This is a genomic window from Lysinibacillus sphaericus, assembly GCF_001629735.1.
GTDB classification, from domain to species: Bacteria; Bacillota; Bacilli; order Bacillales_A; family Planococcaceae; genus Lysinibacillus; species Lysinibacillus pinottii.
This window is the reverse complement of sequence record NZ_CP015224.1, coordinates 3,423,360-3,449,200: the sequence shown is the minus strand read 5'-3', so window position 1 is coordinate 3,449,200 and position 25,841 is coordinate 3,423,360. Positions and strand designations below refer to the sequence as shown.

At 35.9% G+C, this 25,841-nt stretch carries 26 protein-coding genes; 20 read left to right on the top strand and 6 right to left on the bottom strand.

The genetic code is table 11. The features are described 5' to 3' along the window. Window positions 1-66: 66 nt before the first annotated feature. The 9 genes from A2J09_RS16915 to A2J09_RS16875 all read left to right on the top strand — a co-directional run bounded on the left by A2J09_RS16915 (window position 67) and on the right by A2J09_RS16875 (window position 8,609). Window positions 67-1,212, top strand: coding sequence for a M20 peptidase aminoacylase family protein (locus A2J09_RS16915; protein WP_031416547.1), 1,146 nt, complete (start codon window positions 67-69; stop codon window positions 1,210-1,212). Further along, window positions 1,212-2,036: a GNAT family N-acetyltransferase gene (locus A2J09_RS16910; RefSeq protein ID WP_012295844.1), complete on the top strand. Its 825-nt coding sequence runs from the start codon at window positions 1,212-1,214 to the stop codon at window positions 2,034-2,036. Before A2J09_RS16915 ends, A2J09_RS16910 begins: the two co-directional genes overlap by 1 nt. Before the next feature lie 21 nt (window positions 2,037-2,057). After that, window positions 2,058-3,164 (top strand): o-succinylbenzoate synthase, encoded by a 1,107-nt coding sequence (gene menC, locus A2J09_RS16905; RefSeq protein ID WP_036162369.1) that lies wholly within the window; start codon window positions 2,058-2,060, stop codon window positions 3,162-3,164. Window positions 3,165-3,215: 51 nt separating this feature from the next. Beyond that, window positions 3,216-4,268: a YkvI family membrane protein gene (locus A2J09_RS16900; protein ID WP_031416543.1), complete on the top strand. Its 1,053-nt coding sequence runs from the start codon at window positions 3,216-3,218 to the stop codon at window positions 4,266-4,268. 286 nt (window positions 4,269-4,554) lie between these two features. Next, the gene (locus A2J09_RS16895; RefSeq protein WP_031416542.1) at window positions 4,555-5,505 is read left to right on the top strand and encodes an ABC transporter permease; all 951 of its coding nucleotides are present in this window, start codon (window positions 4,555-4,557) and stop codon (window positions 5,503-5,505) included. Then, a complete protein-coding gene (locus tag A2J09_RS16890; RefSeq protein WP_031416540.1) occupies window positions 5,498-6,451 on the top strand; it encodes an iron chelate uptake ABC transporter family permease subunit in 954 nt (317 codons plus the stop codon). The genes A2J09_RS16895 and A2J09_RS16890 overlap by 8 nt, the downstream gene beginning before the upstream one ends. Next, window positions 6,448-7,209, top strand: coding sequence for an iron ABC transporter ATP-binding protein (locus tag A2J09_RS16885; RefSeq protein WP_008175175.1), 762 nt, complete (start codon window positions 6,448-6,450; stop codon window positions 7,207-7,209). Before A2J09_RS16890 ends, A2J09_RS16885 begins: the two co-directional genes overlap by 4 nt. 64 nt (window positions 7,210-7,273) lie before the next feature. Next, the gene (locus A2J09_RS16880; protein WP_012295840.1) at window positions 7,274-8,293 is read left to right on the top strand and encodes a siderophore ABC transporter substrate-binding protein; all 1,020 of its coding nucleotides are present in this window, start codon (window positions 7,274-7,276) and stop codon (window positions 8,291-8,293) included. Between the two features lies 1 nt (window position 8,294). Beyond that, on the top strand, window positions 8,295-8,609 hold the full coding sequence (locus A2J09_RS16875; RefSeq protein ID WP_012295839.1) for an antibiotic biosynthesis monooxygenase family protein: 315 nt from the start codon (window positions 8,295-8,297) through the stop codon (window positions 8,607-8,609). Window positions 8,610-8,713: 104 nt separating this feature from the next. Here the strand turns inward: A2J09_RS16875 and A2J09_RS16870 are convergent, their stop codons facing one another. Next, window positions 8,714-9,253, bottom strand: coding sequence for a hypothetical protein (locus A2J09_RS16870; protein ID WP_012295838.1), 540 nt, complete (start codon window positions 9,251-9,253; stop codon window positions 8,714-8,716). Between the two features lie 340 nt (window positions 9,254-9,593). On the opposite strand from A2J09_RS16870, the gene A2J09_RS16865 reads away from it, so the two are divergent. From A2J09_RS16865 to zupT, 8 genes are all read left to right on the top strand, one after another. Further along, window positions 9,594-10,496, top strand: a complete 903-nt coding sequence (locus A2J09_RS16865; RefSeq protein ID WP_099805356.1) for a polyprenyl synthetase family protein — start codon at window positions 9,594-9,596, stop codon at window positions 10,494-10,496. Between the two features lie 14 nt (window positions 10,497-10,510). After that, window positions 10,511-10,675 (top strand): competence pheromone ComX, encoded by a 165-nt coding sequence (comX, locus tag A2J09_RS16860; protein ID WP_012295836.1) that lies wholly within the window; start codon window positions 10,511-10,513, stop codon window positions 10,673-10,675. Between the two features lie 5 nt (window positions 10,676-10,680). Continuing rightward, window positions 10,681-12,969 (top strand): sensor histidine kinase, encoded by a 2,289-nt coding sequence (locus A2J09_RS16855; RefSeq protein WP_031416533.1) that lies wholly within the window; start codon window positions 10,681-10,683, stop codon window positions 12,967-12,969. Further along, a complete protein-coding gene (locus A2J09_RS16850; RefSeq protein WP_031416532.1) occupies window positions 12,944-13,564 on the top strand; it encodes a response regulator transcription factor in 621 nt (206 codons plus the stop codon). Before A2J09_RS16855 ends, A2J09_RS16850 begins: the two co-directional genes overlap by 26 nt. Window positions 13,565-13,978: 414 nt before the next feature. Further along, on the top strand, window positions 13,979-14,878 hold the full coding sequence (locus tag A2J09_RS16845; RefSeq protein WP_012295833.1) for a hypothetical protein: 900 nt from the start codon (window positions 13,979-13,981) through the stop codon (window positions 14,876-14,878). Between the two features lie 24 nt (window positions 14,879-14,902). Then, a complete protein-coding gene (locus A2J09_RS23795; protein ID WP_155726279.1) occupies window positions 14,903-15,067 on the top strand; it encodes a hypothetical protein in 165 nt (54 codons plus the stop codon). A gap of 48 nt (window positions 15,068-15,115) precedes the next feature. Continuing rightward, window positions 15,116-15,724: a phosphatase PAP2 family protein gene (locus A2J09_RS16840; protein WP_012295832.1), complete on the top strand. Its 609-nt coding sequence runs from the start codon at window positions 15,116-15,118 to the stop codon at window positions 15,722-15,724. 166 nt (window positions 15,725-15,890) lie between these two features. Next, window positions 15,891-16,700: a zinc transporter ZupT gene (zupT, locus tag A2J09_RS16835; protein ID WP_036162366.1), complete on the top strand. Its 810-nt coding sequence runs from the start codon at window positions 15,891-15,893 to the stop codon at window positions 16,698-16,700. Window positions 16,701-16,754: 54 nt separating this feature from the next. Here the strand turns inward: zupT and A2J09_RS16830 are convergent, their stop codons facing one another. From A2J09_RS16830 to thrC, 3 genes are all read right to left on the bottom strand, one after another. Further along, window positions 16,755-17,441 carry an MtnX-like HAD-IB family phosphatase gene (locus tag A2J09_RS16830; protein ID WP_031416525.1) on the bottom strand — a complete coding sequence of 229 codons (687 nt, stop codon included), beginning with the start codon at window positions 17,439-17,441 and terminating at the stop codon, window positions 16,755-16,757. 114 nt (window positions 17,442-17,555) lie between these two features. After that, entirely contained in the window at window positions 17,556-18,470 is a 915-nt protein-coding gene (gene thrB, locus A2J09_RS16825) for a homoserine kinase (protein ID WP_012295829.1), read from the bottom strand. Next, window positions 18,467-19,519 (bottom strand): threonine synthase, encoded by a 1,053-nt coding sequence (thrC, locus tag A2J09_RS16820; protein ID WP_031416520.1) that lies wholly within the window; start codon window positions 19,517-19,519, stop codon window positions 18,467-18,469. The genes thrB and thrC overlap by 4 nt, the downstream gene beginning before the upstream one ends. Before the next feature lie 204 nt (window positions 19,520-19,723). Here thrC and A2J09_RS16815 point away from each other — a divergent pair, with 204 nt between their 5' ends. Beyond that, window positions 19,724-20,953 (top strand): MFS transporter, encoded by a 1,230-nt coding sequence (locus A2J09_RS16815; RefSeq protein ID WP_031416519.1) that lies wholly within the window; start codon window positions 19,724-19,726, stop codon window positions 20,951-20,953. A 317-nt stretch (window positions 20,954-21,270) separates the two neighbouring features. Further along, window positions 21,271-22,137: a MurR/RpiR family transcriptional regulator gene (locus tag A2J09_RS16810; RefSeq protein WP_031416518.1), complete on the top strand. Its 867-nt coding sequence runs from the start codon at window positions 21,271-21,273 to the stop codon at window positions 22,135-22,137. Window positions 22,138-22,241: 104 nt separating this feature from the next. On the opposite strand, the gene A2J09_RS16805 is transcribed toward A2J09_RS16810, so the two are convergent. Further along, window positions 22,242-23,045 carry a GNAT family N-acetyltransferase gene (locus A2J09_RS16805; RefSeq protein WP_031416517.1) on the bottom strand — a complete coding sequence of 268 codons (804 nt, stop codon included), beginning with the start codon at window positions 23,043-23,045 and terminating at the stop codon, window positions 22,242-22,244. A 395-nt stretch (window positions 23,046-23,440) separates the two neighbouring features. Here A2J09_RS16805 and A2J09_RS16800 point away from each other — a divergent pair, with 395 nt between their 5' ends. Further along, window positions 23,441-24,367 carry a manganese-dependent inorganic pyrophosphatase gene (locus tag A2J09_RS16800; protein ID WP_012295824.1) on the top strand — a complete coding sequence of 309 codons (927 nt, stop codon included), beginning with the start codon at window positions 23,441-23,443 and terminating at the stop codon, window positions 24,365-24,367. Window positions 24,368-24,402: 35 nt separating this feature from the next. Here A2J09_RS16800 and A2J09_RS16795 read toward each other — a convergent pair whose 3' ends face one another. After that, window positions 24,403-25,782, bottom strand: coding sequence for an FAD-dependent oxidoreductase (locus A2J09_RS16795; protein ID WP_012295823.1), 1,380 nt, complete (start codon window positions 25,780-25,782; stop codon window positions 24,403-24,405). Between the last annotated feature and the right edge of the window lie 59 nt (window positions 25,783-25,841).

Below are 25,841 nucleotides of genomic sequence, written 5' to 3'. Positions count from 1 at the left end.
TGTGGAAGATCATTATTTTCGCTATAATAATCATAATTATAAGAAAATTTTAAGGGGTTGGATGGTATGAAAGAAGAATTGGACCGTTTGAGGTCAAGATTAATGGAGATTTTTACGTATTTACACGCCAATCCAGAAATTAGCTGGCATGAGATAGAAACAACTAATTATATAGTAGATTTATTAACGGAAGAAGGGTTTTCGCCAATTCGCTTTAAAAATTCTACAGGTCTTTATGTTGATGTGGGTCATGGTAGTCCTAAAGTGGGTTTACGAACAGATATAGACGCATTATGGCAGGAGGTTGATGGCCATTTCCGTGCAAACCACTCCTGTGGGCATGATGGACATATGACAATGGCTATTGGTACTCTCTTACTATTAAAAGAACAACAGCCATCATTTAATGGTACAATCCGTGTTATTTTCCAACCTGCTGAAGAAAAAGGGACGGGAGCATTAGCAGTCTTAGAAGAAGGTGTAATTGATGAGCTTGACTATTTATTTGGTGTGCATGTAAGACCCGTTCATGAGCTAGAGGATGGTACATACTGTGCAGCCTTGTATCACGGAGCCTCTCGTTTACTAGAAGGGGAGATTATTGGAGAGGATGCCCATGCTGCAAGGCCACATCTTGGCGTTAATGCAATCGAAGTAGGGGCTACCATCATTGAAGATTTACGAACCATTCATACCGATCCAATGGTACCTGTATCAGTTAAGATGACAAAGTTCCATGCAGGGGGAGAATCAGGCAATATCATACCTGGTAATGCCTCATTTACGATAGACATTCGTGCTCAGCAAAATAATGTTATGGATGATTTAGCGCAAGGGGTCAAACGTGTTATTGATTCCACTAAGCTATTGCATAAGGTGCAGATTGAATTACGTACTGTTGCCAATATTGTAGCTGCGGAAGTTGATACAAGTGCACAATATATTATGGAACAAGCAATTATACAGGCTGCCGGATTATCAAATTTAAGAAAGCCGGTACACACACCTGGTGGAGAGGATTTTCATCATTATGCGGTAAAAAGGCCACACTTAAAAACAACCATGTTGGGCTTAGGATGTGGATTAACACCAGGATTACACCATCCGAAAATGAAGTTTAAACAAGCACGACTTGTTACTGGCGTGGAGATTCTTACGAGAGCAGTCTTATTAGCATTGGAGTCAACAGATACAAAGGAGGCGTCAGCATAATGTTAGAGCAAGTGCAAATTCACAAAGTCATGACACCTATAGAACTGGCAGAGGTCCAAAAGTTGAATGCTGAAATATGGGGAAGCCAAGCAATTCCCACTCACCAATTACTAGCAGTTGTACAAAATGGCGGATTAGTTTTAGGTGCTTATTTAGAAGAAAGGCTAATTGGCTTTAACTATTGCTTTGTGGGCTATCATGATAGAGAAATATACTTACATTCACACATGATTGGCGTAAAGAAAGCATATCGTGAACAAGGTGTAGGTGAGTTATTAAAGCACGCTCAGCAAGAATATGCGAAAGAAAATGGGTTTCAACTGGTTCGTTGGTTATTTGAACCTCTGGAGGTGAGCTTAGCTAATTTGGCATTTTTAAAGCTAAATGCTATTAGTTATCGATACGAAAATGATTATTACGGCGCTCTTGAAGATGACTTTAATGAAGGATTACCTTCAGACAGGCTGATTGTTGAGTGGTGGATAGAACGTGAACAAATGGCTGATAGCATTGATGAACTAGAAGAAATCGCACAGGAAATCGTACCATGGACATTAACTGTCGATGGCTTGCCTGTCCTAGACGTAGATAATACATTTCAAATGGAACATTCCTTTCATCAGGAGGCCTATCTATTACCGATTCCTCAATATTTGCAGAAAGTGAAAGTTGAAAGTCCTAAACTTGCAGAGGACTGGCGCTATAAAATTAGAAAGATCTTAACAGCATTATTCAATCAAGGCTATGCAATTGTACGTGTCAAGAAGCACCCAGAATATGTCCATAGCTATCTGTTAGTCAGACGCTCCTTATTAGCCTTATAATAATTAGAGGGAGTGAAGTTTGTGAAAGTAGAAAAGATTACTTTAAGACATATTAAAATGCCGATGAAAGCACCGTTTTCAACGAGCTTTGGTACAGTCGACGAAAAAGAACTGTTATTAATAGAAGCAAAAGATGAATCTGGGATTACTGGATGGGGAGAGACGGTTGCTTTTGTAGCGCCTTGGTATACAGAGGAAACTTTAAAGACGACATGGCATATGCTGAAAGATTTTCTAATACCCATCTTGCTAAATAAAGAGATCGGGCATCCTGATGAGGTGACTACATTGTTTGCTTCTATTCGCAGAAATTGCATGGCGAAAGCTTCGATAGAAGGTGCTATATGGGATATTTATTCCCAACAAACAAAACAATCTCTCGCACGGGCTTTAGGTGGGCAAAAAACATGTATTGAAGTTGGGGTCAGTGTAGGTATTCAAGCTACAATAGCTCAATTAATAGAAGTAATAAAAAGCCATTTGGAAAAGGGTTACAAAAGGGTAAAAGTGAAAATTAAGCCTGGTTATGATGTAGAAGTGGTACGTGCAATCCGTGCAGAGCTACCAAATTTACCTTTAATGGTCGATGCGAACTCAGCTTATACATTAAATGATATCGCCATATTACAGCAGCTTGATGATTACAACTTACTAATGATCGAACAACCTTTGGCTCCTGATGATATTGTGGATCATGCAACCTTGCAGAAAAACATAAAAACGCCAATATGTTTAGATGAAAGTATCACATCGTATGAAGATGCTCGAAAAGCAATTGAGCTAGGAAGCTGTGGTGTAATCAATATTAAAATTGGACGAGTTGGCGGTCTAACCGAAGCTAAACGAATTCATGACCTCTGCAAGGAGAATCAAATTCCTGTTTGGTGTGGAGGAATGTTAGAGGCAGGAATCGGACGAGCACATAATATTGCCTTAACCTCGCTTAGTCATTTTGTATTGCCTGGAGATACCGCGGGCTCTAGTCATTATTGGTATGAGGATATTATTAATCCAGAAGTCATCGTCAAAGATGGATATATTGATGTACCACAAGAAATCGGTATTGGCTATACACCGAATATGGCAGTTATCGATAAGCTGACAATAAGCAAAGAGGTCTATCAATAAAAATGGAATGAAAATCATTTGCTCTAAAGGAAAAAACGAGGAGAGAACTGATTGAAAAAGAGCTTGCAAATCGGCGGTGCCTATGTAGGAATTATCGTTGGTGCAGGATTTGCATCTGGACAGGAAATTGTCCTCTATTTTACAAGCTATGGCTTTAAAGGGGTTTATGGTGCCCTCTTAGCTATGGTTGGTTTTTCTATTGTTGGTATGTGTGTAGCCCAGGTTAGCTCAAGATTACGCACTGCATCCCACAAGGATTTGATTTATCAGATTTCTGGTCATTCTGTCGGTCTTGTATTGGATTATTTATTATCGCTGTTTTTATTTGGCGTGGCTGTTATTATGTTTGCGGGTGCAGGTGCAACATTACAGCAAATGTTTGGGCTACCTATTTGGCTAGGGAGTATATGTATGATTCTGCTAACCATAGCCACTGTGATGATGGATGTTAAAAGCATTATTAATATTATTGCATTAGCAACTCCTTACTTATTAGCAATTGTTTCTATTATTGCTATCTATGCCATTGCAACAATGGATCTTACCTTTGTTGAACAAGCAGTAATTGCGCAGCAGGCACAAATAAGCTCAAAAAGCTGGTGGTTGACTGCATTATTATATATGTCATTCAATATTGGGGTAAGTTTCTCATTATTAACGGTGATGTGCGGCTCGGTGCGCAATGATAAAGTAGCTGGAATGGGGGGCATTATTGGCGGAATTCTATTAGGTGCTTTAATTTTGCTTATTAATTTTTCTCTTCTTGCAAAAATGAACGTTGTAATAGGACTAGATATTCCTATGCTAGCATTAGCAAATGAAATTCATCCATTGATCGGGCTATTAATGACATTCTCTTTATTAGGGATGATTTATAATACTGCAGTAGGGATGCTTTATTCTTTTATGGTAAGATTCTTTAAGCCTGATAGACCTAGCTTTAAGGTAGCGGTTGTTTTTATAGGAAGCTTAGGCTTTTTAGCCAGTCTAGCTGGATTTACGACGCTTGTAGCTAAGCTCTATGCAGTAATGGGATATGTAGGTTTAGTCTTAATCATATTTATTATTTCAGCATGGTTAAGAAAAGTAAGACGAATAATATAATGAATAAGAATGGTAATTGAGACGAAGGGATGTTCTCAATTACCATTTTGTTTGGATAAAAAAGTTGTAGAAATAGTGAATTATGTAAGGTAGAAAGTTTGGCGAAAATACTAATATTTCGTTAATTAGACACGTTTTTTAGTTCCTTTTAAATAAAACGAGAATAATTCTCATTTACAGGTTGACTGAGAATAAAAACATGACTATAATGGAAATCGTGAGTAATGATAATCATTTTCACTAAACGTAACATTACACACAAAATTGAAATCTACCGGGGATTACTATGAAAATAAGATATCTTTTAACAGCAACTGTTGTGTTGTCTATAGTATCGCTATTTATCGGAGTAGTAGATATTAAACCAAGTGATCTATTAGACTTCCAATCAGAAGAAACTAGACTATTTTTAATTAGTCGTGTACCCAGACTTGTTGCCATTTTGCTAGCAGGCGCAGGTATGAGTATTGCTGGTTTAATTATGCAAAGCTTAAGTAGGAATAAGTTCGTATCACCAACGACAGCAGGTACTTTAGATGCCACTCGACTGGGTATATTGATTTCCATGATGTTTTTCACAAATGTCACGTATTTCCAAAAAATTTCCTTCGCTTTCATATTTGCTCTAGCCGGCACATTATTATTTATGCAAATATTAAATCGAATTAAGTTTAAAGATGCGATTTTTATACCGCTTATTGGCTTAATGTATGGTAATATCTTGTCTTCCGTGACAACGTTCTTTGCCTATAAGGCAAATATTATCCAAAACATTTCTGCATGGTTACAAGGAGATTTCTCGTTAATCATGAAAGGCCGTTATGAACTGTTATACATAAGTGTACCAGTACTTATCTTAGCTTATATTTATGCCAATCGTTTTACAGTAGCCGGTATGGGTGAGGATTTTGCTAAAAATCTTGGCCTATCCTATAAGTTTGTGGTGAATTTAGGCTTAGTATTGGTGGCTCTTATCTCCACAACAGTGGTGCTAACAGTAGGTGTCATTCCATTCCTTGGTTTGATTATACCGAATATTATTTCACTGTTTAAAGGTGATAATTTGGCAAAAACATTGCCACATACAGCATTACTTGGTATGTCCTTCTTATTATTCTGCGATATTTTAGGACGCGTACTGATATTCCCTTATGAGATACCAATTAGTATGACTGTTGGTGTAATTGGAAGTGCTATCTTCCTAGTTATGTTGTTTAGGGGGAGAGCATATGCGTAATCGTACAAGAATGTTCATTTTACTAGGACTTGCCGTGTTAGCTATCTTATTGTATCTATTTTGGGGATTAAATGGTAATTATCATTATGCTTTTCCGAGACGTGTCATAAAAGTTATAGCGATGGCATTAACGGGTATAGCTATTGCCTATTCAACAGTTGTTTTCCAAACCATTACCCATAATCGGATTTTAACGCCAAGTGTTATGGGGTTAGATGCTTTGTATATGTTGATTCAAACATTCATCTACTTTTTCTTTGGCTCTACATCTATTTTAGTTATCAATATTTACTATAATTTTACTCTTGCTATCGTATCAATGATTGTTTTCGCTTTAGTTTTTTATCGAGTATTGTTTAAAGAAGGAAAGCGACCTATTTATTTTTTACTACTAGTGGGTATGATTGTTGGTACGTTTTTAGGGAGCATTACAACATTCTTCCAAGTATTAATCGATCCTAATGAATTTTTAGGTTTACAAAGTAAAATGTTTGCAAGTTTTAATAATGTTAATTCAGATTTAGTTTGGCTAGCTGGTGTAATCATTTTGATAACATTCATATATGGTTGGCGTCATATGAATCAATTAGACGTCATGTCGTTAGGACGTGATACAGCAATTAATTTAGGTGTACCATACGATAAGCTGGTACAACGTATGTTAATTTTAGCTTCTATCTTGATTTCCATTTCAACAGCATTAGTTGGGCCTATTACATTCTTTGGTTTAATTGTTGCGAATTTATCGTATCAGTATTTTAAAACATACAAGCATTCCATCTTAATTGCTGGTTCTTGTGTAATGAGTATTATTGCTTTAATCGGTGGGCAGTGGATGGTTGAGCGAGTATTCACTTTCAGTACTACACTAAGTGTCATTATTAATTTTGTGGGTGGGGTATACTTCATCTACTTATTATTAAGAGAAAGTAGGTCAGCAGGATGATACAAGTGAAAGAAATTACGAAGTTTTTCGGAAAAAAACCTGTCGTTCAAGATGTAAGTGTCGATATTGTTTCAGGGAAAATTACGTCTTTTATTGGACCAAATGGTGCAGGGAAGTCCACGCTACTTTCAATGGTAAGCCGTTTACTGAATGCAGATACTGGAGAAGTTCTACTCGATAAAGCAGATGTAAGGCGCTGGAAATCGGATGATTTTGCCAAGCGAGTATCCATATTAAAACAGTCTAACTTTATGAATGTCCGCTTAACGATTCGTGAGCTTGTATCCTTTGGACGTTTCCCTTATTCAAAAGGAAATTTAAAACCAGAAGATGAAGAAAAAGTGGATGAAGCTATTCAATATATGAATTTAGAAGATATTCAACATAATTACTTAGATGAATTATCAGGTGGTCAACGTCAGCGTGCTTTTATCGCAATGGTTATTGCTCAGGATACAGAATATATCCTATTGGACGAGCCATTGAATAATCTAGATATGAAACATTCTGTTCAGATTATGAAGATTTTGCGTAAGCTAGTGGATGAGTTAGGGAAAACAGTTGTAATTGTACTACATGACATTAATTTTGCTTCCGTTTACTCAGATAATATTGTTGCATTAAAAGATGGTCGTGTTGTGAAAAATGGTTCTACCAACGATATCATTAACTCAGACGCACTCAAGGAAATCTATGATATGGATATTCCTGTTCAAGAGCAGGATGGCTGCAGAATTTGTGTTTATTTTAATTCTTAGAAATAGTAGCAGATGGTTTAACCATCCATTAACTATAAAATAAATTTAAAGGAGAAATTTCAAAATGAAAAAATGGAAATTACTAACAATATTAATGGCGATGATGCTATTAGTTTTAGCTGCTTGCGGTTCAAAAGACGAAGCAAAAGAAGGAGATAAAGGTACGTCAACTGACAAACCAGCAGAAGAAAAAAACGAGGCATCTGCAGCATACCCAATAACAATTCCAGGTAGCACAATTGAAGGTCGCGATGGTAAGACTACATTTGAAGAAGTAAAGCTTGATAAGATCCCAGAAAAGGTTGTTGTTTTTGATAATGGTTTCCTAGATACTTTAGATGCATTAGGGGTTAATCCTACTGCAGTAGTACAAGATTCATTACCATCTTACTTAAGCAAATATAAAGATAGCACTTATGTAAATGCTGGTACTTTATTTGAGCCTGATTATGAAAAATTATCTGAAATCAACCCAGATATTATTTTCATCTCTGGTCGTGCGTCAGCAGCTTATGCTGAGTTATCTAAAATTGCTCCAACAGTTTACATTGGAGTAGATAATAAAAACTTCCTAGAGTCATTCAAAGCTAATACAGAATTAGCTGGTAAAATTTTCGGTAAAGAAAAAGAAGCGGCAGATGCAATCGCTGCATATGAAGCTAAAGTTGAAGAAGTAAAAGGCAAAGCAACAGCATCAGAAGAGAAAGCTTTGATCGTATTAGGTAGTGAAGGCGCATTATCAGCGTATGGTTCAGGTTCACGTTTTGGTGTTATCCACGATGTATTTGGTGTGAAAGCTGCTGATGAGAATGTTAAAGTTGGAACACATGGTGATAATGTAAGTTTTGAATATGTACGTGATACAAATCCTGATATTCTATTTGTAGTTGACCGTGACGCAGTTGTAAACGAAAACGGCGAGTCTGGTACTAAAGGCGCGATTGAAAACGAAATCGTAAGTGCAACGAATGCTGTGAAGAACGGTAAAGTGTTCTACTTAGACCCAGAAGTTTGGTATCTTTCAGGTGGCGGTTTACAATCTGAAACACTAAAAGTTGAAGATGTATTAAAGGCGTTTAACTAATATGTTTGTACAAATTAAACGTATCGTTGTGACGGAAGGGAATTCGGATAAAGTGGTGGAACGTTTTGGCGCAAAGCCAAACAGTCCATCATTACTTGAACAACAACCTGGTTTCATTGATAAGCAGGTGCTGGTCAAGAAAGTTCGCCGTGGTGATGAGGAAGTGCTAGTGATGGTTCGTTGGGAATCAGAAGAAGCATGGAAAAATTGGGAGAAGAGCCCTGAGCATATTGCCGGTCATAAGGCAAGTGCAGGTAAGCCAAAGCCTGAGCATATCGTTGAAAGCGGACAAGAAGTTTATTATGTAAAAGGTTAATAGCCTAGAGGTGTCTCAAGCGATTGAGGCACCTTTTTGTTGTATATAAAAGCAGATAACGATGGAATCAGAGAAGGGACACCAATGCTATCTGCTTATTTATATCAATGGGTAATCGGTGTTTTTATGGAACTACAAAATGTAGCATCCATATTAAAGGAAATAGTGCTTTCATTAATGGACAATCCCGAGATATTTATATTTTCATCTAATTTATGAGTAATAGATGAGTCTGTCACTGCTGCTAGCCCTCTAGCATTAATAATCGTGTAATTCGCTGTCATGTAAGTGGTAGGTGATTCTATATTTAATCCAAAGGTTAATGGATTGACGGATGGCATACTAAATAAATTGTCATTCGGTACTTTTATAATGCCATATTGCTGAATATAGTAATCTCTTTTTTGCTGAAAAGAATCTTCAAATCCAGGAACATCACTAATTAAGTTTGAGAAGGTTGAAAGCTTTTTATAGACCGTTAAAGTTTCTTGATAAGCTTTTAATTCAGATTGAGTAATAATCCTTTCAATTCGTAGTTGCTCCTCTGTAGGCTTTTTAATTATAATCTCTTCAGCTGAGACAGAGATATTACATGAAAAAGTAGCCGTAAGTATGAAAACAGTTTCGTTAAATCCATTTTTCATTTTTAAAACACTCCCAGTACATAAAAATTCATGTTCATCAATCTATCAGGACAATGAGAAAATCAAATGTTATTACTATAAGCGTAACATCTGTCATAACGCCATTTCAATGGTGAGTTTACGCCAATTTTATGGCGGTACATCGTTCTCTACCGCCATTTTATCCTTATCAATTAGGTAAAAAAATGGCGTGGTTTAAGTAATTAACGCCACTTTTTGGCGCTCTTCAACTTTATATAGTGATTTATGGAATTATATGTATATATTATTGGTGCTGCTAGTATTAATTCCCACTAATCTATATAATATCTATTAATATATCGGAGAGGAGAGAGGACTATTGAACGGGTTGGATGAGTGTATTAATAAATCATTGGACATTCTCATTGAAAGTGAAACATTTCTTAGTCATGAGCTAAAACATTTGTTTAAAAGCTTTAAAGAAGAAAAAATAGATGCAGGTTTTTCTTTTGGTAAATTATGCTGTTTGCATTTTGAGGCGTTTTCAAATAGTAGAAATAACGACATATACAAAATTGCTGCAGCAGTTGAACTCTTAATATTGTCATTTGATATTATCGATGATCTTCAAGATAAGGATTCAGATAATAGTTGGAGCAGGACACCAGAGCTTTCTTTAAATGTTGCTCTAGCTATGCTGATTATGGCTTCAAAAACAATTGATGAAACGTCTTTTGAGCATAAAAGAGCTGCTATAAAAATACTTGAAGAATGCGCATTAAAAAGTATAAGTGGTCAACAATTAGACTTATTAAATAATTGCCGCGATGAAGATTCTTATGTACAAATGATTACGCTTAAATCAGGTTCCTTAACAGCGATGAGTTGCTTAATTGGAGAGGTTCTTGCCAAAGGGGAAGTATCCCAAGAAGTAGAGGCTTATGGAAAGTACATAGGCATTATTCAGCAAATTAAAAACGATATCCAAAGTTTGAAAGCATGGGGACCGAAAAATGACCTACTAAACAAAAGATTCTCCCTGCCGATTATTTATCTTTTATCCCAGAAAAATGATGTTTCAAAATCTGTAGCTGACTATTATAATGATGATATAGTTACAATTTTGGATCATAAAGAAGCAGAAAATGAGTTAACAAATGGCGGGGCAATACGCTATGCACTTACTGTGAAAAATGTCTATAAATTGAAGGCAATAAGTTATCTTGAAAATGTAGAATTAAATGATTTAGCTAAAGACTACCTACAAAAATTAATAAAATGATGAGGAGCGATAGGATGATTAATGTAATTCAGTACTTAGAACAAAACCCAAGCCTAGTTGCATTATTAAAAGAACAGAGAGCCTCATTAATTGGAATTTCATCTATAGAACAAGTAGCAATTTTAGAAGCTTTTATTGATGAAATGCAAATGCCTATAGAAAGTGATATTTGGAACTAAATACGTTGCGTTCAAATTTTTTTTGGCCCGCTATAGTCCTTTATTTAGCGTTAGGTTTATATTTAAATTTTGTGAATTATAGCGCGCCATATATTCAAATTGGGGTAGAAGAAAAAGATGGTAAATGGCTAGTATCTCAACTATATTATAAAGATTGGGCTAAGGGGCAGAATATAACCATTGGTGATGCAGTTTTAAACGTAGATAATGGCCCGATTGCCGAGCTAAATCAATTGAAATATAAATCAAAAATATTATCTGCCAATGATCTTACAATTATGAAGCCAGATGGAAAAATAATAAATATACATATTAAACATTTAGATATTCCTCAGCAGTTCTTTTATGTATTAATTGTTCCGGCTTGCTATTATTTATTAACGTTATTTGTTGCTTTTTATTTATATTACAAACAAAGAAATACTAGGTTAACAGATTTACTAATTCTTTTTATATTAACTGTTTCGCTAGCTTATGTAAGTAGTGGAGTCTCCGGTAGGCTGGATGGGATAGGAATTATTGTAAATCGTACTACTATGTTATTATGTTTAGTGATTTTATTACATTTTTTAAGAAATTATTTTTCATTTATGAAAACAACATGGATGTTTACGAATAATATCCGGTTCTTTTATTTAATGCCTTTCATTGGTTTTGTATTGGCTTGTATTGGAACTGCTTTCCCTGCTTCAAATGATGGACTTTCAAATATTGTATTATTGTTATTTCTTATTCTGCTTATAATTATCTTAGGTATTTTATTAGTAAGCTATTTCAAATATAACTCACCTCAGTTGAAGATTTTATTGAGTAGTATAATGATTCCATTTTTACCATTTCTATTTTTGTATGTACTTCCAAAAATCCTTTTTCATACGTATATCCTTTCATCTGAGATTAGCTCCTTATTTTTATTACTGATACCTTTTAGCTTTATCTTTACACAATTAGCAGAACGACTATTTGACATCGAGTACCATATTACTAGATTGCGCTACTATATTATTTTTTCTTTAATATTTACCCTATGGTTCACAGTTGGATTGTACTTCATTGCGGGTCAATATTTAAAAATCAGTGTTATGTCAGGTGTGTCCTTCTTTACATTTTCTTCGTTAGTCATACTCTTTTATGTAAAAGAAAAAGTTGATTATCGTAAGCGGAAAATACTATTTTCAACAAAAGGTGATTATATTCATCAGCTGTACACGGCTGTAGATAAAATTGGGAAAACCGTTAAAATTGATGAGCTTTTAGAGAAATTCGCTTATGAGGTTTCTGTTCATCTGGAGCTAGAGGATGTTTTTGTCTTAACGTATAGCTATGGTACGAATGAATTCCTTACAAATAGTGGGGAAAGAATTTTGTTACAAGCTGACACAATGGATGATATTAGATTAGGAGAAATACGTAAGATTGATAAAATTTATTTAGCATTTCTCCATCAGGATGCACATTATAAAAGAGCTTTAGTGCTGGGACATAACAATACCATTCATTTAAAAGACGAGGAGCTACTATGGCTCGAATTGCTCCTATTGTATGTAAATAATTTTATTGAAAATACAAAGATGGTGGAAGAACTATTAGATGAATTAAAGCATATGAAACAAGCTGACGACGGTCAATTGCCGTGGCTTAATAAGCTATTATGGTTGAGATTTGAAGAAGAAAAATATCAGTTAGCTCAAGAGTTACACGACACTAATTTGCAGGAACAACTTCATATTGCCAGAGAGGTAGATGTCCTTGTTAACGCAAAGGATACATCAGACATGCAGGAGAAGCTTGCTCAAATTCATAAGCAAATGGTTGACTCTCTATATGAATTACGAGCATACTGTGAGAATTTAAAGCCTCCATTACTGGATACATTAGGTTTAAATGCGGCATTAGAAAAGTTAATTCGGAAGGTTCAAGAGAGAGCTAACTTTGTGTTAATCTATTCAATAGACCGTTTATATTTAGAAGATGAGCGTATGAATTTAATGATTTATCGATTATTCCAAGAGCTATTGAATAATGCCTTAAAACATTCCTATGCAACAGCTGTTGAAATCCATCTAAAGGAAATGAATGATGGTTTTGAAATTATTTATTATGACGATGGTGTAGGGTGTAATGTAGAGGATATTATCGTAGCAGAGTCAATGGGTATCCGAGGTATGCAGGAGCGAGTAAAAGCCTTTAATGGTTATTTTTATGTTGACTCACAACTAAACCAAGGGATGTCTATTAGAATAGCAGTTAAAGAAGGGAGTGAAACACATGATTACCATGCTCATAGTGGATGATCACCCTATAGTTTTAGAGGGAACTAAAAACTTATTTCAAGAAAATGAAGATATCATTATTGATACGGAAAGTGATGCCACTTGTGTCATTCAAAGAATAAAAAATAAGCCATATGCTATTTACTTGATTGATATTAACATGCCGTTGGAAAATGGCATTAATTTAGCCCGTAATATTAAAGCCATTCAGTCGGATGCTTCCGTTATCCTTTATACAGGAGACGATATAACAGATTATTATCCCCTAATTTTAGAGAGAAAAATAGAAGGTATTTTAGCAAAAACAGCCTCTAAGGAGCAGATCATACGAACAGTTAGGGCGATTGCAAATGGTGAATTTGTTTTACCGAAAAATTTCTTAGATTTTCTCGATGATAAATTTAAACTTCAAAATGCTAAAGATATTCATTTAAATGAAAAAGAAAAGAAAATTTTAAGACTTATTGCAGAAGGTCATACAAATAAAGCAATTGCGATTGAACTCAATATTCCTCAGCGAACTACTGAGAGATATTTAACACAGCTGTTTTCTTTGCTAAATGTAGATTCAAGAACAGAGGCTGTCAATCTTGCTGAAAGAATGAATTTACTCTAAGGAATTTCCATGTTATACTTTTGATGTATTTTCCTACAAAAGGTACTTTCTTACAAAAATTCTTCTCTTATAATACTGTGTAAAAAAATACCTTATTTATATGCTGAAGTTACTATAATCTTTTTAAAACACCGCCAAAAAAATGGCGGTGTTTTTTGAGAACCGCCAAATCACGCCATAATTTTGCATGAATCACGCCAAAAAATTGGCGTAAACCCGAAGTTGAAATATCGGTATAAGTACTGGTACGCTTAAATTACCGTGGTTAAGTAGATTTGCTATAGTGAGTAGTAATACAAATGATTTTCTTCAACAAAAAGTAACCCTAACTATGTATGTAAACGGTAGATTATAGAATGGTAACTAGCAGTCAATATACTTCACCATAAAACTTTATAAAGGTAGGCGTGTATTGTGAAAGTAGAACTCGAAAATTTGTTTTCTATAGATGAATCTAGTCAAGATCAAGTGATTAACGTTTATAATCGTCATGGTATTGCTATTGGTGCGCCTGAAATTAGAAAGAGAAATTTAAAAACAAAATTTAATCCTATTTTTACATTAAACGAAGATGTAACATACGAGAAAGTAGCTGCTTTATATGAGTCATTAGAACGTGAATTTGGTATTGTCTCAATTGGAGAACGATTCTACTTTGAATTTTCTGATTTGGAGTATGAACGAGCACCGTTGTTTACTTTAAATTCAACAGGAAATTCACCTGAAATGTTTCTAGAGGATAAAGGGACATTATTTACTTTGAGTACTCATTGTAAGAATTGCGGACTTATGGATAAAGAGCAATTATCTCCTATAGTTATTGACACTTCACACATGAATGGACGTCATTTAGTGCATGTAAGTGGATATTGGGTAGCTTCTGAGGAACTGGTAGCACTACTGAAAAGGGAAAAACTAGAAGGGTTTGAATTTTTAGAGGTAATCCATCAGGGACCTGAGCAAGGAAAACAGCCAGCTTATCAAATTATTCCTACACAAATCCTACCCGCATGTAGTCATGATAGAGTAAAATTATACTTTGCAACTGAACAACCTCCATGTAGCTGTGGTTTGAATGGAGTTATCAAAGGGCCAGATATGTATTATCAGGAAGATTTAGCAGCGTTGAAAGGCGACGTCTTTTACTCAGCTGAATGGAGTCATGATGGAAGATATCTTTATAAAAAAACCTTATTTAGTAAAAGGTTTAGAGAAGTTATTATCAAACATGGAATCTCCCGTGAAGTAAGAGGAGAAAAAGATCCAAACTTTGGTCCAACGGATTGGCTATTTGATCCAGTGCTCATCAAATAATAGCTGTAGAACAGGAGTGTGTGGATGATATTTAGAAAAATACTACCTATCGTGGCTATTTTATTCATTGTTGCATTGGTTGTCTCTAATTACTTTAACAAACCTAATGAACAGTCCACGATGATCACTCAAGAATGCAACGATGTATTTAATAAAATTAATGCTTCTCTCCCTCTAGTTCGGACATAATTATGTTATGATGTGAAGATCATAGCAATATGTTTTTGAGGTGAAAGTATGAAAAAATGGGCCTATCCTTTGGCAATCATTACACTAATTATATTTATTTTTTTAAGTTTAACTTTTCAAAGTGATTGGATGAATAAGTTTGATACAAAAATGGCACATGTCTTTTTTGGGAATCAATTTCTTGAAGTTTTTCATTATATAGGAGAACCTATATTTGTTGTTATTGTAGCAGTAATTTTGATTGTGTATTTAGCGTGGAAGACAAAAAATTATCGAGGTATGCTATTTATTGTTTTAACATTTGCGGCAGGGAATGTGTTAAATCAAGTATTAAAAAAATGGATTCAACGAGCACGACCTGAAATTGAAGATCAATTAACATCTTATAGCTTTCCATCGGGACATGCGATGACCGGTATTCTGTATTTATTTGCAACCGCATATATATTAGCTGAAAATAATAGTAAAGGTCGTAAAATCCTATTGTGGCTTGGAGCTACGATCCTGATGGTGCTTATAGGATTATCCCGTATAGCTGGCGCAAGACATTTTGCTACTGATGTACTCGCAGGCTGGAGTATGGGATATACTTGGTTCATTATTTGTGTCATCTGGTATGAACGTCGTAAAAGAATATTCCAATCGGATCATAAATAGATAGTGAGAGCAGTATCAAAATTCATATGAATTGATACTGCTTTTTTGTGCGCAAACGGATGAAGCAAGGTCAATGGACCAAATTTACCTTGTAAAAAAGAATTGCTCTTAGGAAACTTCTGCGTTAAGATGAGTACAATAAAAAAAAGGGAAAAGGAAGAAGGGTATGGACGGAAACGTTTTACTAGCATTTGGACTGACTCTATTTGCAGGGCTTGCAACTGGAGTAGGTAGTTTAATAGCTTTTTTTACATCAAGAACAAATACAAAATTTCTATCGCTAGCATTGGGTTTTTCAGCAGGCGTTATGATTTATGTCTCACTTGTTGAGATTTTCGTTAAGGCTAAAGATGCTTTAACGAATGCATTAGGTAATACGAATGGTTATTGGATGACAATTGCCGGATTTTTCGGTGGTATGTTATTCATTGCCTTAATCGATAAATTCATTCCAAAATCAACAAATCCTCATGAAGTAAAGCTAGTAGAAGATGTGAATGCAATAAAGCCACAGGTGAATGAAGATCATTTGATGAAGATGGGTATTTTTACAGCTCTGGCTATTGGAATCCATAACTTTCCTGAGGGTATCGCTACGTTTATGTCAGCTATTAACGATCCCAATGTAGGAATTGCCATTGCCATAGCAGTAGCGATTCATAATATTCCTGAGGGGATAGCAGTGTCTGTTCCAATTTTCTTTGCAACGGGCAACCGTCGAAAGGCTTTTAAATTATCATTTTTATCAGGGTTAGCAGAGCCAGTTGGTGCATTAGTTGCCTTCTTGCTGCTTATGCCATTTTTAACAGACGTTATGTTTGGCATCATTTTTGCTGGAGTTGCAGGTATAATGGTCTTTATTTCATTGGACGAATTATTACCGGCAGCGCAGAGGTATGATGAAACCCATTTATCAATGTATGGCTTGGTAGGGGGAATGGCTGTCATGGCCATCAGCCTAGTATTATTAGTATAAGTCAATATGAAAAGGGAGCCATTTATAAAATGGTTCCCTTTTTTTAGGCATGCATTAAGTTGTTGGTACAGCATGGTTGGTTTCCATAAGTTCTTGCACAATTTTTAGACAGTCATGGAATGTGATAAATGGTTTATATGAAACATGAAGCTCTTCACAGCGCTGAATGAGATGGTCTCTAGCCAGAACAATATCAGCTTGTTTAGCAGCTTCAAAATCTGAAAGAGAATCACCGATAACAATTTTAAAATGCTCTTCTTTTGCGACTTTCCGCATAACGCTAGGCTTACAGCAGCCGCATCCTTGAGTACTATATTTTGCACATTCCTCATCACAGCTATTTGAATAAATTAGTTTAATTTGTTCACCAGAAAAATCCGCTTTATTGCAGTATATACCTGAGAAAGGGCCGTATTTTTCTACTAAAGGCTCAATAAAAAAATCGACTCCTCCACTTACAATATAAAACGGAATGTCATGATTTTGAGCATATCGAACAAAATCTTCGAATCCTTCACGTATGACGGCTGTATCCATAAGATATTGAATGACTTCATCTTTTTGTTCAGTAGAAAGTAAATGAAACATAGCAGAGAGTCCATCTTTAAATGAAATTGTTTGCTCCATCATAGCTTTCGCAATCTTCTCAGATTCTTGCGGAACAAATTCTGTCATCAGGGAAAAAATATTATCAGTTTCTGTTATCGTGCCATCGAAATCACAGAATATAATTGGCTTCAAGATAGTTCCTCCTTAGAAAAGCGCGTATCTCAATAATAGGTGTTTCAGGTCATACCCTATACTTCTATAATATTAGTTTTATCCTCCCTTGCTTTCAAGAAAAAACGCCTACTATTAAAGTAGACGTTTCATATATTCACGTACTTGTATACCTTGCTCATCAGCTTTTGTTACAATCACTTGATGTTCAGGAAATTGTTTTTTCATAGTTTGAACAAAATCACCAGCAATAGTAGAAGGAATAATAGAAATCAATGTAGGACCAGCCCCGCTTAAAGCAGTCCCGTAAGCACCATTCTTCTTAGCGGCTGTACGAATTTCACTATACTCGGGAATTAACTTTGCACGAAACGGTTCATGAAATAAATCTTCTTCCATATAACGACCCGCACGCTGGAAATCACGTGCCATTAGTGAAGCAGCTAGCATATTAGCATTTGCTGAAGCATGAACAGCATAAGCTCTGTCAAATTGCTCTGGTAATACAGATCGAGATTCGCTCGTTTTTAATTCAACATTCGGTATATATACCACAAAGGAAGCATCAATTTTATTGATATGGAAAGTATCAACATTTCCTTTTTCATCCATAGATGAAATGGTTAACCCCCCTAAGACTGACGCGGTTGCGTTATCTGGGTGTCCTTCAATTTGAGATGATAAGTTGAGTTTATCTTGTACCGATAAGCCAAGCCCACATACTTGATTGGCTAGTTCAATACCTGCAACTATCACAGCCGCACTGCTTCCAAGCCCACGTGCTAATGGTAGCTCACTAGCCATTTCCACACGACATGCAGGTAATTGTTGCCCATATTGCTCAGCAACTTTTTTTGCAATGACGTATAGTAAATGTTCTTCAAGCTCAAACTCTTTAGGACCGTTATCATCAAGATGGATGATAGCCCATGTATCCTGTAAAGTAACTGTTAATTGTAAGTATAGAGACAAGCCGAGTCCTATGGAATCAAAGCCAGGCCCTAGATTGGCTGTGCTTCCTGGAACTGAGATTTGCCACGTTTTATTCATAGTATTCCCTCGATATATTCTCGAATTTCATTTTCATCATTTTTAAGGGATACTACTTCTACTGTGGATACATCCATGGCTGTATCAGGATCTTTTAGTCCATTACCTGTGAAGATTGTCACTACTTTTGAACCCATTGGAATTTTTCCGCTTTCCACCGATTTAATAACACCTGCTAATGATGCAGCAGACCCTGGTTCAACGAAAATACCTTCTGTATTTGCGATTAACTTATAAGCTGCAATAATTTCTTGATCCGTTACGGAGTCAATTATACCTCCAGATTCATCTCGAGCTGCTTCTGCCAATTTCCAGCTAGCTGGATTACCAATTCGAATAGCAGTGGCAACTGTCTCTGGATTGGCAATGGGCTCTCCTTTGACGATTGCTGCTGCACCTTCAGCTTCAAAGCCATACATCTTGGGTAGACCAGAATCTTTAGCAGCATGATATTCTTTAAAGCCCTTCCAGTAAGCAGTAATATTCCCTGCATTTCCAACTGGGATGCATAGATAATCAGGAGCTGAGCCTAAGGCATCTACAATCTCAAATGATGCAGTTTTTTGACCTTCAATGCGGTATGGATTGACGGAGTTGACAAGAGCGACAGGAGTTGTTTCACTTACTTGGCGAACAATACTTAAAGCATCATCAAAGTTACCGTCAATCTCAATGATTTTTGCACCATACATAGTTGCTTGTGCAAGCTTACCAAGGGCAACTTTTCCTTTAGGAATTACAACGATGGATTGAATACCAGCTCTTGTAGCATAAGCAGCTGCAGCAGCAGATGTATTTCCTGTTGAGGCACAAATAACACATTTACTACCATCTTCAATAGCTTTGGCCACTGCAAATACCATACCACGGTCTTTAAAAGAGCCGGTTGGGTTTGCACCCTCAATTTTACCGTAAAGCTCAATGCCTAATTTCTTGGATAAATTCACTAAATGTATAAGAGGCGTATTGCCTTCGTTTAAAGTTAATGCAGGTGTATTTTCTGTTACAGGTAAAAATTGTTTATATTCTTCAATAAGGCCTTTCCACATAAAGATATGATCTCCTTTTGTTCTCATAGAAAGAACAGTTGTTTTTGTATAAAAGACATTTTAACGCAAATCACACTATTATTTCAATAGCATTTCATAAATTGTCGAAACAATTCGGTAATTTGAATTTTGCTTGTCACTTTCTTGAAACAACTGTATAGTAATCTTGTAATGTAAAGTCAAGTGTAAAGACAGGTGGTTGAAATGACGACAAATACTGTAGGAACAAATAAATCGAAGCAAACAATTTCTAGAAATAGACTGTTGGGTATTGCGGGTATTGGGTGGCTTTTTGATGCAATGGATGTTGGGATATTATCGTTTGTCATTGCAGCATTGGCAGCAGATTGGGGACTGACACCAAGTCAATCTGGTTGGATTGGTAGTATTAATTCAATTGGAATGGCTGTAGGAGCCCTTGTATTTGGTGTTTTTGCCGACAAGGTAGGGCGAAAGCAAATTTTTATGTGGACACTTGTCCTATTTTCCATTGCGAGCGGTTTGTCTGCTTTTACGACTACATTAACAGCATTTTTAATGCTACGATTTTTAGTAGGAATGGGCCTGGGCGGAGAATTACCTGTTGCATCCACATTAGTGTCTGAAAGTGTGGCAGCAAAAGAAAGAGGGCGCGTAGTTGTTTTATTGGAAAGCTTTTGGGCAGCGGGATGGCTAATTGCCGCATTAATATCCTATTTTGTTATTCCAACGTGGGGATGGCGAGTAGCGTTAGTCTTAACAGCACTCCCTGCATTTTATGCTATTTATCTTCGATGGCATCTCCCAGATTCACCGCAGTTTATGGTGAAAAAAGAGGCCAAAGCGCGTAGTATCCTTCAAAATATAAAAGAAGTTTGGTCAAAAAAATATGCACGTTCCACATTGATGCTTTGGGTGCTGTGGTTTACAGTTGTATTTTCGTATTACGGTATGTTCCTATGGCTTCCAAGTGTCATGGTTGGTAAGGGCTTTGATATGATTACAAGTTTTAAGTACGTTCTCATTATGACATTAGCTCAATTACCTGGTTATTTTACTGCCGCATGGTTTATTGAAAAATTTGGGCGGAAATTTGTGCTTGTTTCCTATCTAATTGGTACAGCAGTGAGTGCTTTCATTTTTGGGAATGCTGATACACTTGTCGTACTAGTATTATCTGGCATGTTTTTATCTTTCTTTAACTTAGGTGCATGGGGGGCGTTATATGCTTATACACCTGAGCAATACCCTTCTATTATTCGTGGCACTGGTGCAGGAATGGCAGCTGCTGCAGGGCGAATTGGTGGGATTTTTGGGCCCTTACTAGTAGGTTCTTTATTAACAGCTGGCTATGATATAGGCTTCATTTTTGCCATTTTCTGTGGAGCAATAATTATAGGTGTTGTGGGCGTCATATTTCTTGGGAAGGAAACCAAGCAGCTAGAATTAGAATAATAAATAAAATAATGTCCTGGATAAGAGTAATCGATCCAGGACATTTTTGTCTTTATTCGCTAGTGTAATACATAATAATTAGGAATTATTAATTTTTATTCAAAGCAATTAATAATTTTGATAAAATGAGAAGTCATCATTGAAAAGGAAAAAAGTATAAAAAATCGACATATTAGCAGGTTAATGCGCTGAAGATTTTTCAGAAAAGTCATTGTATTCAAATTGCAATCGTGATACTGTATTTTTAATCGAATTTTGAGTAAGTAGGAAACAATCTCCCATTCGTGATAAGGTCATTGAAAGAAAGGTTGTTAGGAATGAGCATTCGTGAGGATATAAAGAAAAGGTTTGTAAGACTCTCAAAGGGGCAGCGTAAAGTAGCACAATTTGTAATGGATAATCCCAATACAGTGATTGCTAATGGAGCAGCAGAAGTAGGCAGACTGGCTAATGTAAGTGAATCAACGGTTATTCGCTTTTGCTATGCCATGGATTTATCGGGATATGTGGAGCTGCAAGAAGAAATAAGAGGCTATATTATGTCCCAAGATGTAGGAACAAATCTACAATCTACCTATACGGGTAATAAGCTAGTTAATTCTAGCTTTGGGAAGGTAATGCAGCGGGATAGCCGAAACATTCAGGAAACAATTCAATTAATTAATGATCAGCAAATTCAAACAAGTTCAAAATGGATGCATGAAGCAGAAAATATCTATATTCTAGGGACTCGTGAGGCTGTATCTATAGCAAATTGGTTATCCAACACATTAAAAACACTACGTTCTAATATTAAGCAGCTTCGAATAGATTCGGATGAAATTATGAATCAAATTAATAACATGGGAGAGCGTACAACATTAATAGTTTTATCGTTTGATCAACAGTTAAAGGATATTCAAACGATTGTTGAAATTGCAAAGATGAAGAAAGTAAAAATTATTGCGATTACCGGAACTGCATTTTCACCGGTTCGTGAATATGCTAATATTTTGTTTGCACTTGGAACCAACAAGCATTCCTCGTTAGATATAGTGCCCGTTTTGTTTTCTTTCTTACACGCTTTATTAGAGGAAATGATTAACCAAGACAAGGGGCAGTATGAAAAATATCAAAAATCCAATGAGCAAGTAGATAGTAATATATTATTCCTGAATGCTGCTAGAGAGAAAAAGGTATTTTAATGTTATGCATAGAAAAGTATTATTTTACTTTTCTATGCGTTTTTTTATAGGGAACATATATAAAAAGATGTCCAAATACGCTTTAGACATCTAGGTAAAGTGAATTATAAAATTTTACTCAAGTTGTACTCGTTAATGTAAGTATCATTTAATTTAATAGCATTTTGTCGAATGCCCTCTTGTTTAAATCCTAATTTTGTAAAGAGATGTAAAGCAACATTGTTATGTTCCATGACTGATAATTCTAAACGAGATATGTCACGTTGTTTTGACCAACCTTCCACAGCCTTCATTAGGGCGGAGCCGATGCCTTTTTGTTGGTACTCTTCCTTCACAGCTAAGCGAACAGAGGCAACATGTCTAGCTTTCGTTTGTTTATACCCATGTATAACTGCATAGCCTGCAAAAATACCATTTAATACGCAAAGTAATATAGTACGATTTTTAAGCTGCTTCCAATAGGTTAAATTTTTACGAAGTTGTTGGACAGTTAGATCTAATTCATTTTGAACATTGTACATGAAGTCGGTTTGTTGAAAAATTTCCTCCTGTAAAAGAATAAATGATCTAGCATCAGATGCTTCAATCCCTCGAATTATGTATGCAGAAGGGTCCTCTTCCCTTTTTGAAAGATTGTTTTCAGTTGTCTTTGTTTGCGTGCATGAGAAAGTTACACTAGTACCTAGTCTAATATCAATGACATGATAACCTGCATTTGTCCATGACAAATAGTGCGATAGAGGGGGCTTTGTTTTTTTCCACCAGCTCTTATTTAAGTAGGCGGCATTCGGTAAGGCTTGTCCCATAATGTTTTCTAATTCACTAAAGGATAAAGTGATTTCTTGTTGTAAAGCTACTTCAAAATAATTAGCTAAAGGAATGTACTTTTTTTCCATCTTCTTTGTCATTGTAATCCCCATTTCCTAAAATCCAAAAATATAGACTATCTGATAATAGCATAAAATTATGCTTACATAAATATGAAAATACGACTAAATATCTATATAAAATAAATAATATTAGAAAAAGATGCACTTTTACTATAGAATGTTAAAAAAAGGATGGTAAAAAAAGAAAATAGAAATGAAGAGGGTAGGTGTACAAAATATATGTATATGACAGCTTGAAGGTCTTATATACTTAATTCATATTTGTAAAGTTGGTTATTGGTAGTGGAAAATTATTATTGTATATTAAATGAAAGAGCTTAGTTTACTTAATGTTTCAATTTATCATTTGTTAGTCCATAAGATATGATAAAATAAAAGATAAATGTAAGGTCATTTTAGGAGGAATAAATTCAATGAGTAAAGTATTAGTTTTTGGACATAAAAACCCAGATACAGACACGATCACATCTGCAATCGTATATGCTTATTTAAAACAACAAATTGGAGAAGAAGCAGAGGCAGTACGTCTAGGAGATGTTAATAATGAAACTCAATTTGCTTTAGATAAATTTGGCTTTGAAGCGCCACGTTTAATCTCTTCTGTTGTTGATGAAGCGGACAAAGTTATTCTAGTAGACCACAATGAATTCCAACAATCGGCTGACGGTATTGAGGAAGTGCAAATTGCAGAGGTAATTGATCACCACCGCATCGCCAACTTCCAAACAGCTGATCCACTATATTATCGTGCAGAACCAGTAGGCTGTACGGCTACTATTCTTAAGAAAATTTTTAACGAAAACGGTTTAGACATACCTGCGAACATTGCTGGTTTAATGTTATCTGCAATTGTTTCAGATACATTATTATTCAAATCACCGACTTGCACAGAGCAAGATGTAAAAGCGGGCGAAGAGCTAGCTAAAATTGCTAATGTGGACGTTGCAGAATATGGTTTAGCTATGCTAAAAGCAGGTGCAGACCTATCTGATAAATCTTTAGAGGATTTATTATCATTAGATGCTAAGGAATTCCAATTTGGTGAGTACAAATCTGTTGTTGCACAGGTTAATGCTGTAGATATTAATGATGTACTTAATCGTCAAGAGGAATTAGAGATTTTATTAAATAAAAATGTTGCTGAAAATGGTTTAGATTTATTCTTCTTCGTTGTGACAGATATTTTAAACAACGATTCTACAGCTGTAGCAATTGGACAAGTAGCACAAGCTGTAGCAAAAGGATTCAGTGCTGAGCTTATCAACAACCGTGTTGTGTTACCAGGTGTTGTTTCTCGTAAAAAACAAATTGTGCCAGTATTAACAGAAGCTCTAAAATAATTTAAAAGAGGCTGTCTATGAGGACAGCCTCTTTTTTAATCTAGTTTCAAAGGTTGTACGGCAGGTCCTTCTAGTACTTCTCCTTGAGCGTTGAAGCGGGAGCCATGGCAAGGACAATCCCAAGTTTCATCAGCCTCGTTCCATTTCGTCTTACAGCCTAAGTGCGTGCATGTTGGGGCACTGGCATGTCTCATATACCCAGTAATAAACTCTTTTGCGACAAAGCCGCCAACTTTAAGCATTTGCATAAATTGTGCACCGAATTTTGTACGTGAGGGTGAATAGAGTGCAATGGCACCATCTTCACTTCTCGATCCAGTGATTAGGCTGGATAAAATGTCACCAGCAACAAAGGAATTAGAAATGCCCCACTTTCTATAGCCAGTAGCAATGAATACGTTCGGCAATGAGTTTGTAATTCTTCCTACATAAGGAACGATGTCAGGAGTCTCGATATCCTGAGCTGACCATCGATAAATGGGCTCTTGCTCAAAATGTTCTTTCATTTCATTTGAAATGGCATCATAGTACGGTTCTGTATTGACTGTTTCCCCAGCGATATGATTCGCTCCACCAAGTACTAAAAAATGCTCGTTCTTAATTGTAGCTGTGCGAATGGAACGGGATGGGAAATCAACGGATAAATATTGACCCTGCATAGTTTCAGAAATTTTACTAGCCACCATATAAGAACGACTATTTGATAGTTTGAACAGCTTTAGTCCCTTAAAAGCCTCAATGGGATAATGTGAGCACAAAATAAGCTTCTTATATTGAACCGACATGTTCTTTTCGGTATGTAAGTTATTTTGAGCTATGTTTAATTGTTGAACCCGTGTATTTGTATAAAGCTTTGCCCCCATCGCCTGTGCTTCTTTGGCAAGAAAATTACTTACCTCTACAGGGTTTATTTGAGCTTGCTGGGACATGCATAAGGCCTTTTTAATGGGGAAGGGAAGCTCCGTTTCTGTGGTGATTTTTGATTGGATATTTAAAACTTTATAAGCATTCCATTCTTTTAATAATTGCGCATACCCATCCTTTGTTTGAGCATACAATAGTGAATCTACTTGCTTAACACTGCCTTTTGGAAGTAATTGTGTTACCTTTTCAATGGCTTGTTGATTGAGTTGGTAGTAAAGCTGTGCTTCATCAACAGATAGTTTTTCTAAAAGGTTTGCATAAACGATACTATGCTGGGCAGTTAATTTACCTGTGGAGTGGCCCGTGGTACCATGACCAAAATGGGTGTTCGCCTCAAGTAAAAGGACATCAACACCTGCTTTTGCCAAGACATAGGCTGTATAAAGACCGGTTAAGCCTCCTCCGACTATACATACATCACAAGTTGTCGATGAAGTAAGTGAAGATAGTGAGACAGATTCGGACGTAGCGAGCCAAAGAGATTGAGTCATAGATAAACCTCACAATGTTTTTATGTTCAGTATGTAGATGTACTGGTGAATTTATGCAA

Bases quoted from the DNA above. Each gene is read 5' to 3' on its own strand.
- A2J09_RS16810 (WP_031416518.1), top strand. From the start codon at position 21,271: ATGAGCATTCGTGAGGATATAAAGAAAAGGTTTGTAAGACTCTCAAAG.
- A2J09_RS16870 (WP_012295838.1), bottom strand. From the start codon at position 9,253: ATGAAAAATGGATTTAACGAAACTGTTTTCATACTTACGGCTACTTTT.
- A2J09_RS16795 (WP_012295823.1), bottom strand. From the start codon at position 25,782: ATGACTCAATCTCTTTGGCTCGCTACGTCCGAATCTGTCTCACTATCT.
- A2J09_RS16800 (WP_012295824.1), top strand. From the start codon at position 23,441: ATGAGTAAAGTATTAGTTTTTGGACATAAAAACCCAGATACAGACACG.
- A2J09_RS16850 (WP_031416532.1), top strand. From the start codon at position 12,944: ATGATTACCATGCTCATAGTGGATGATCACCCTATAGTTTTAGAGGGA.
- A2J09_RS16880 (WP_012295840.1), top strand. From the start codon at position 7,274: ATGAAAAAATGGAAATTACTAACAATATTAATGGCGATGATGCTATTA.
- zupT (WP_036162366.1), top strand. From the start codon at position 15,891: ATGGACGGAAACGTTTTACTAGCATTTGGACTGACTCTATTTGCAGGG.
- A2J09_RS16915 (WP_031416547.1), top strand. From the start codon at position 67: ATGAAAGAAGAATTGGACCGTTTGAGGTCAAGATTAATGGAGATTTTT.
- A2J09_RS16885 (WP_008175175.1), top strand. From the start codon at position 6,448: ATGATACAAGTGAAAGAAATTACGAAGTTTTTCGGAAAAAAACCTGTC.
- A2J09_RS16875 (WP_012295839.1), top strand. From the start codon at position 8,295: ATGTTTGTACAAATTAAACGTATCGTTGTGACGGAAGGGAATTCGGAT.
- A2J09_RS16890 (WP_031416540.1), top strand. From the start codon at position 5,498: ATGCGTAATCGTACAAGAATGTTCATTTTACTAGGACTTGCCGTGTTA.
- A2J09_RS16805 (WP_031416517.1), bottom strand. From the start codon at position 23,045: ATGACAAAGAAGATGGAAAAAAAGTACATTCCTTTAGCTAATTATTTT.
- comX (WP_012295836.1), top strand. From the start codon at position 10,511: ATGATTAATGTAATTCAGTACTTAGAACAAAACCCAAGCCTAGTTGCA.
- A2J09_RS23795 (WP_155726279.1), top strand. From the start codon at position 14,903: ATGATATTTAGAAAAATACTACCTATCGTGGCTATTTTATTCATTGTT.
- thrC (WP_031416520.1), bottom strand. From the start codon at position 19,519: ATGTGGAAAGGCCTTATTGAAGAATATAAACAATTTTTACCTGTAACA.
- thrB (WP_012295829.1), bottom strand. From the start codon at position 18,470: ATGAATAAAACGTGGCAAATCTCAGTTCCAGGAAGCACAGCCAATCTA.
- A2J09_RS16895 (WP_031416542.1), top strand. From the start codon at position 4,555: ATGAAAATAAGATATCTTTTAACAGCAACTGTTGTGTTGTCTATAGTA.
- A2J09_RS16815 (WP_031416519.1), top strand. From the start codon at position 19,724: ATGACGACAAATACTGTAGGAACAAATAAATCGAAGCAAACAATTTCT.
- A2J09_RS16840 (WP_012295832.1), top strand. From the start codon at position 15,116: ATGAAAAAATGGGCCTATCCTTTGGCAATCATTACACTAATTATATTT.
- A2J09_RS16910 (WP_012295844.1), top strand. From the start codon at position 1,212: ATGTTAGAGCAAGTGCAAATTCACAAAGTCATGACACCTATAGAACTG.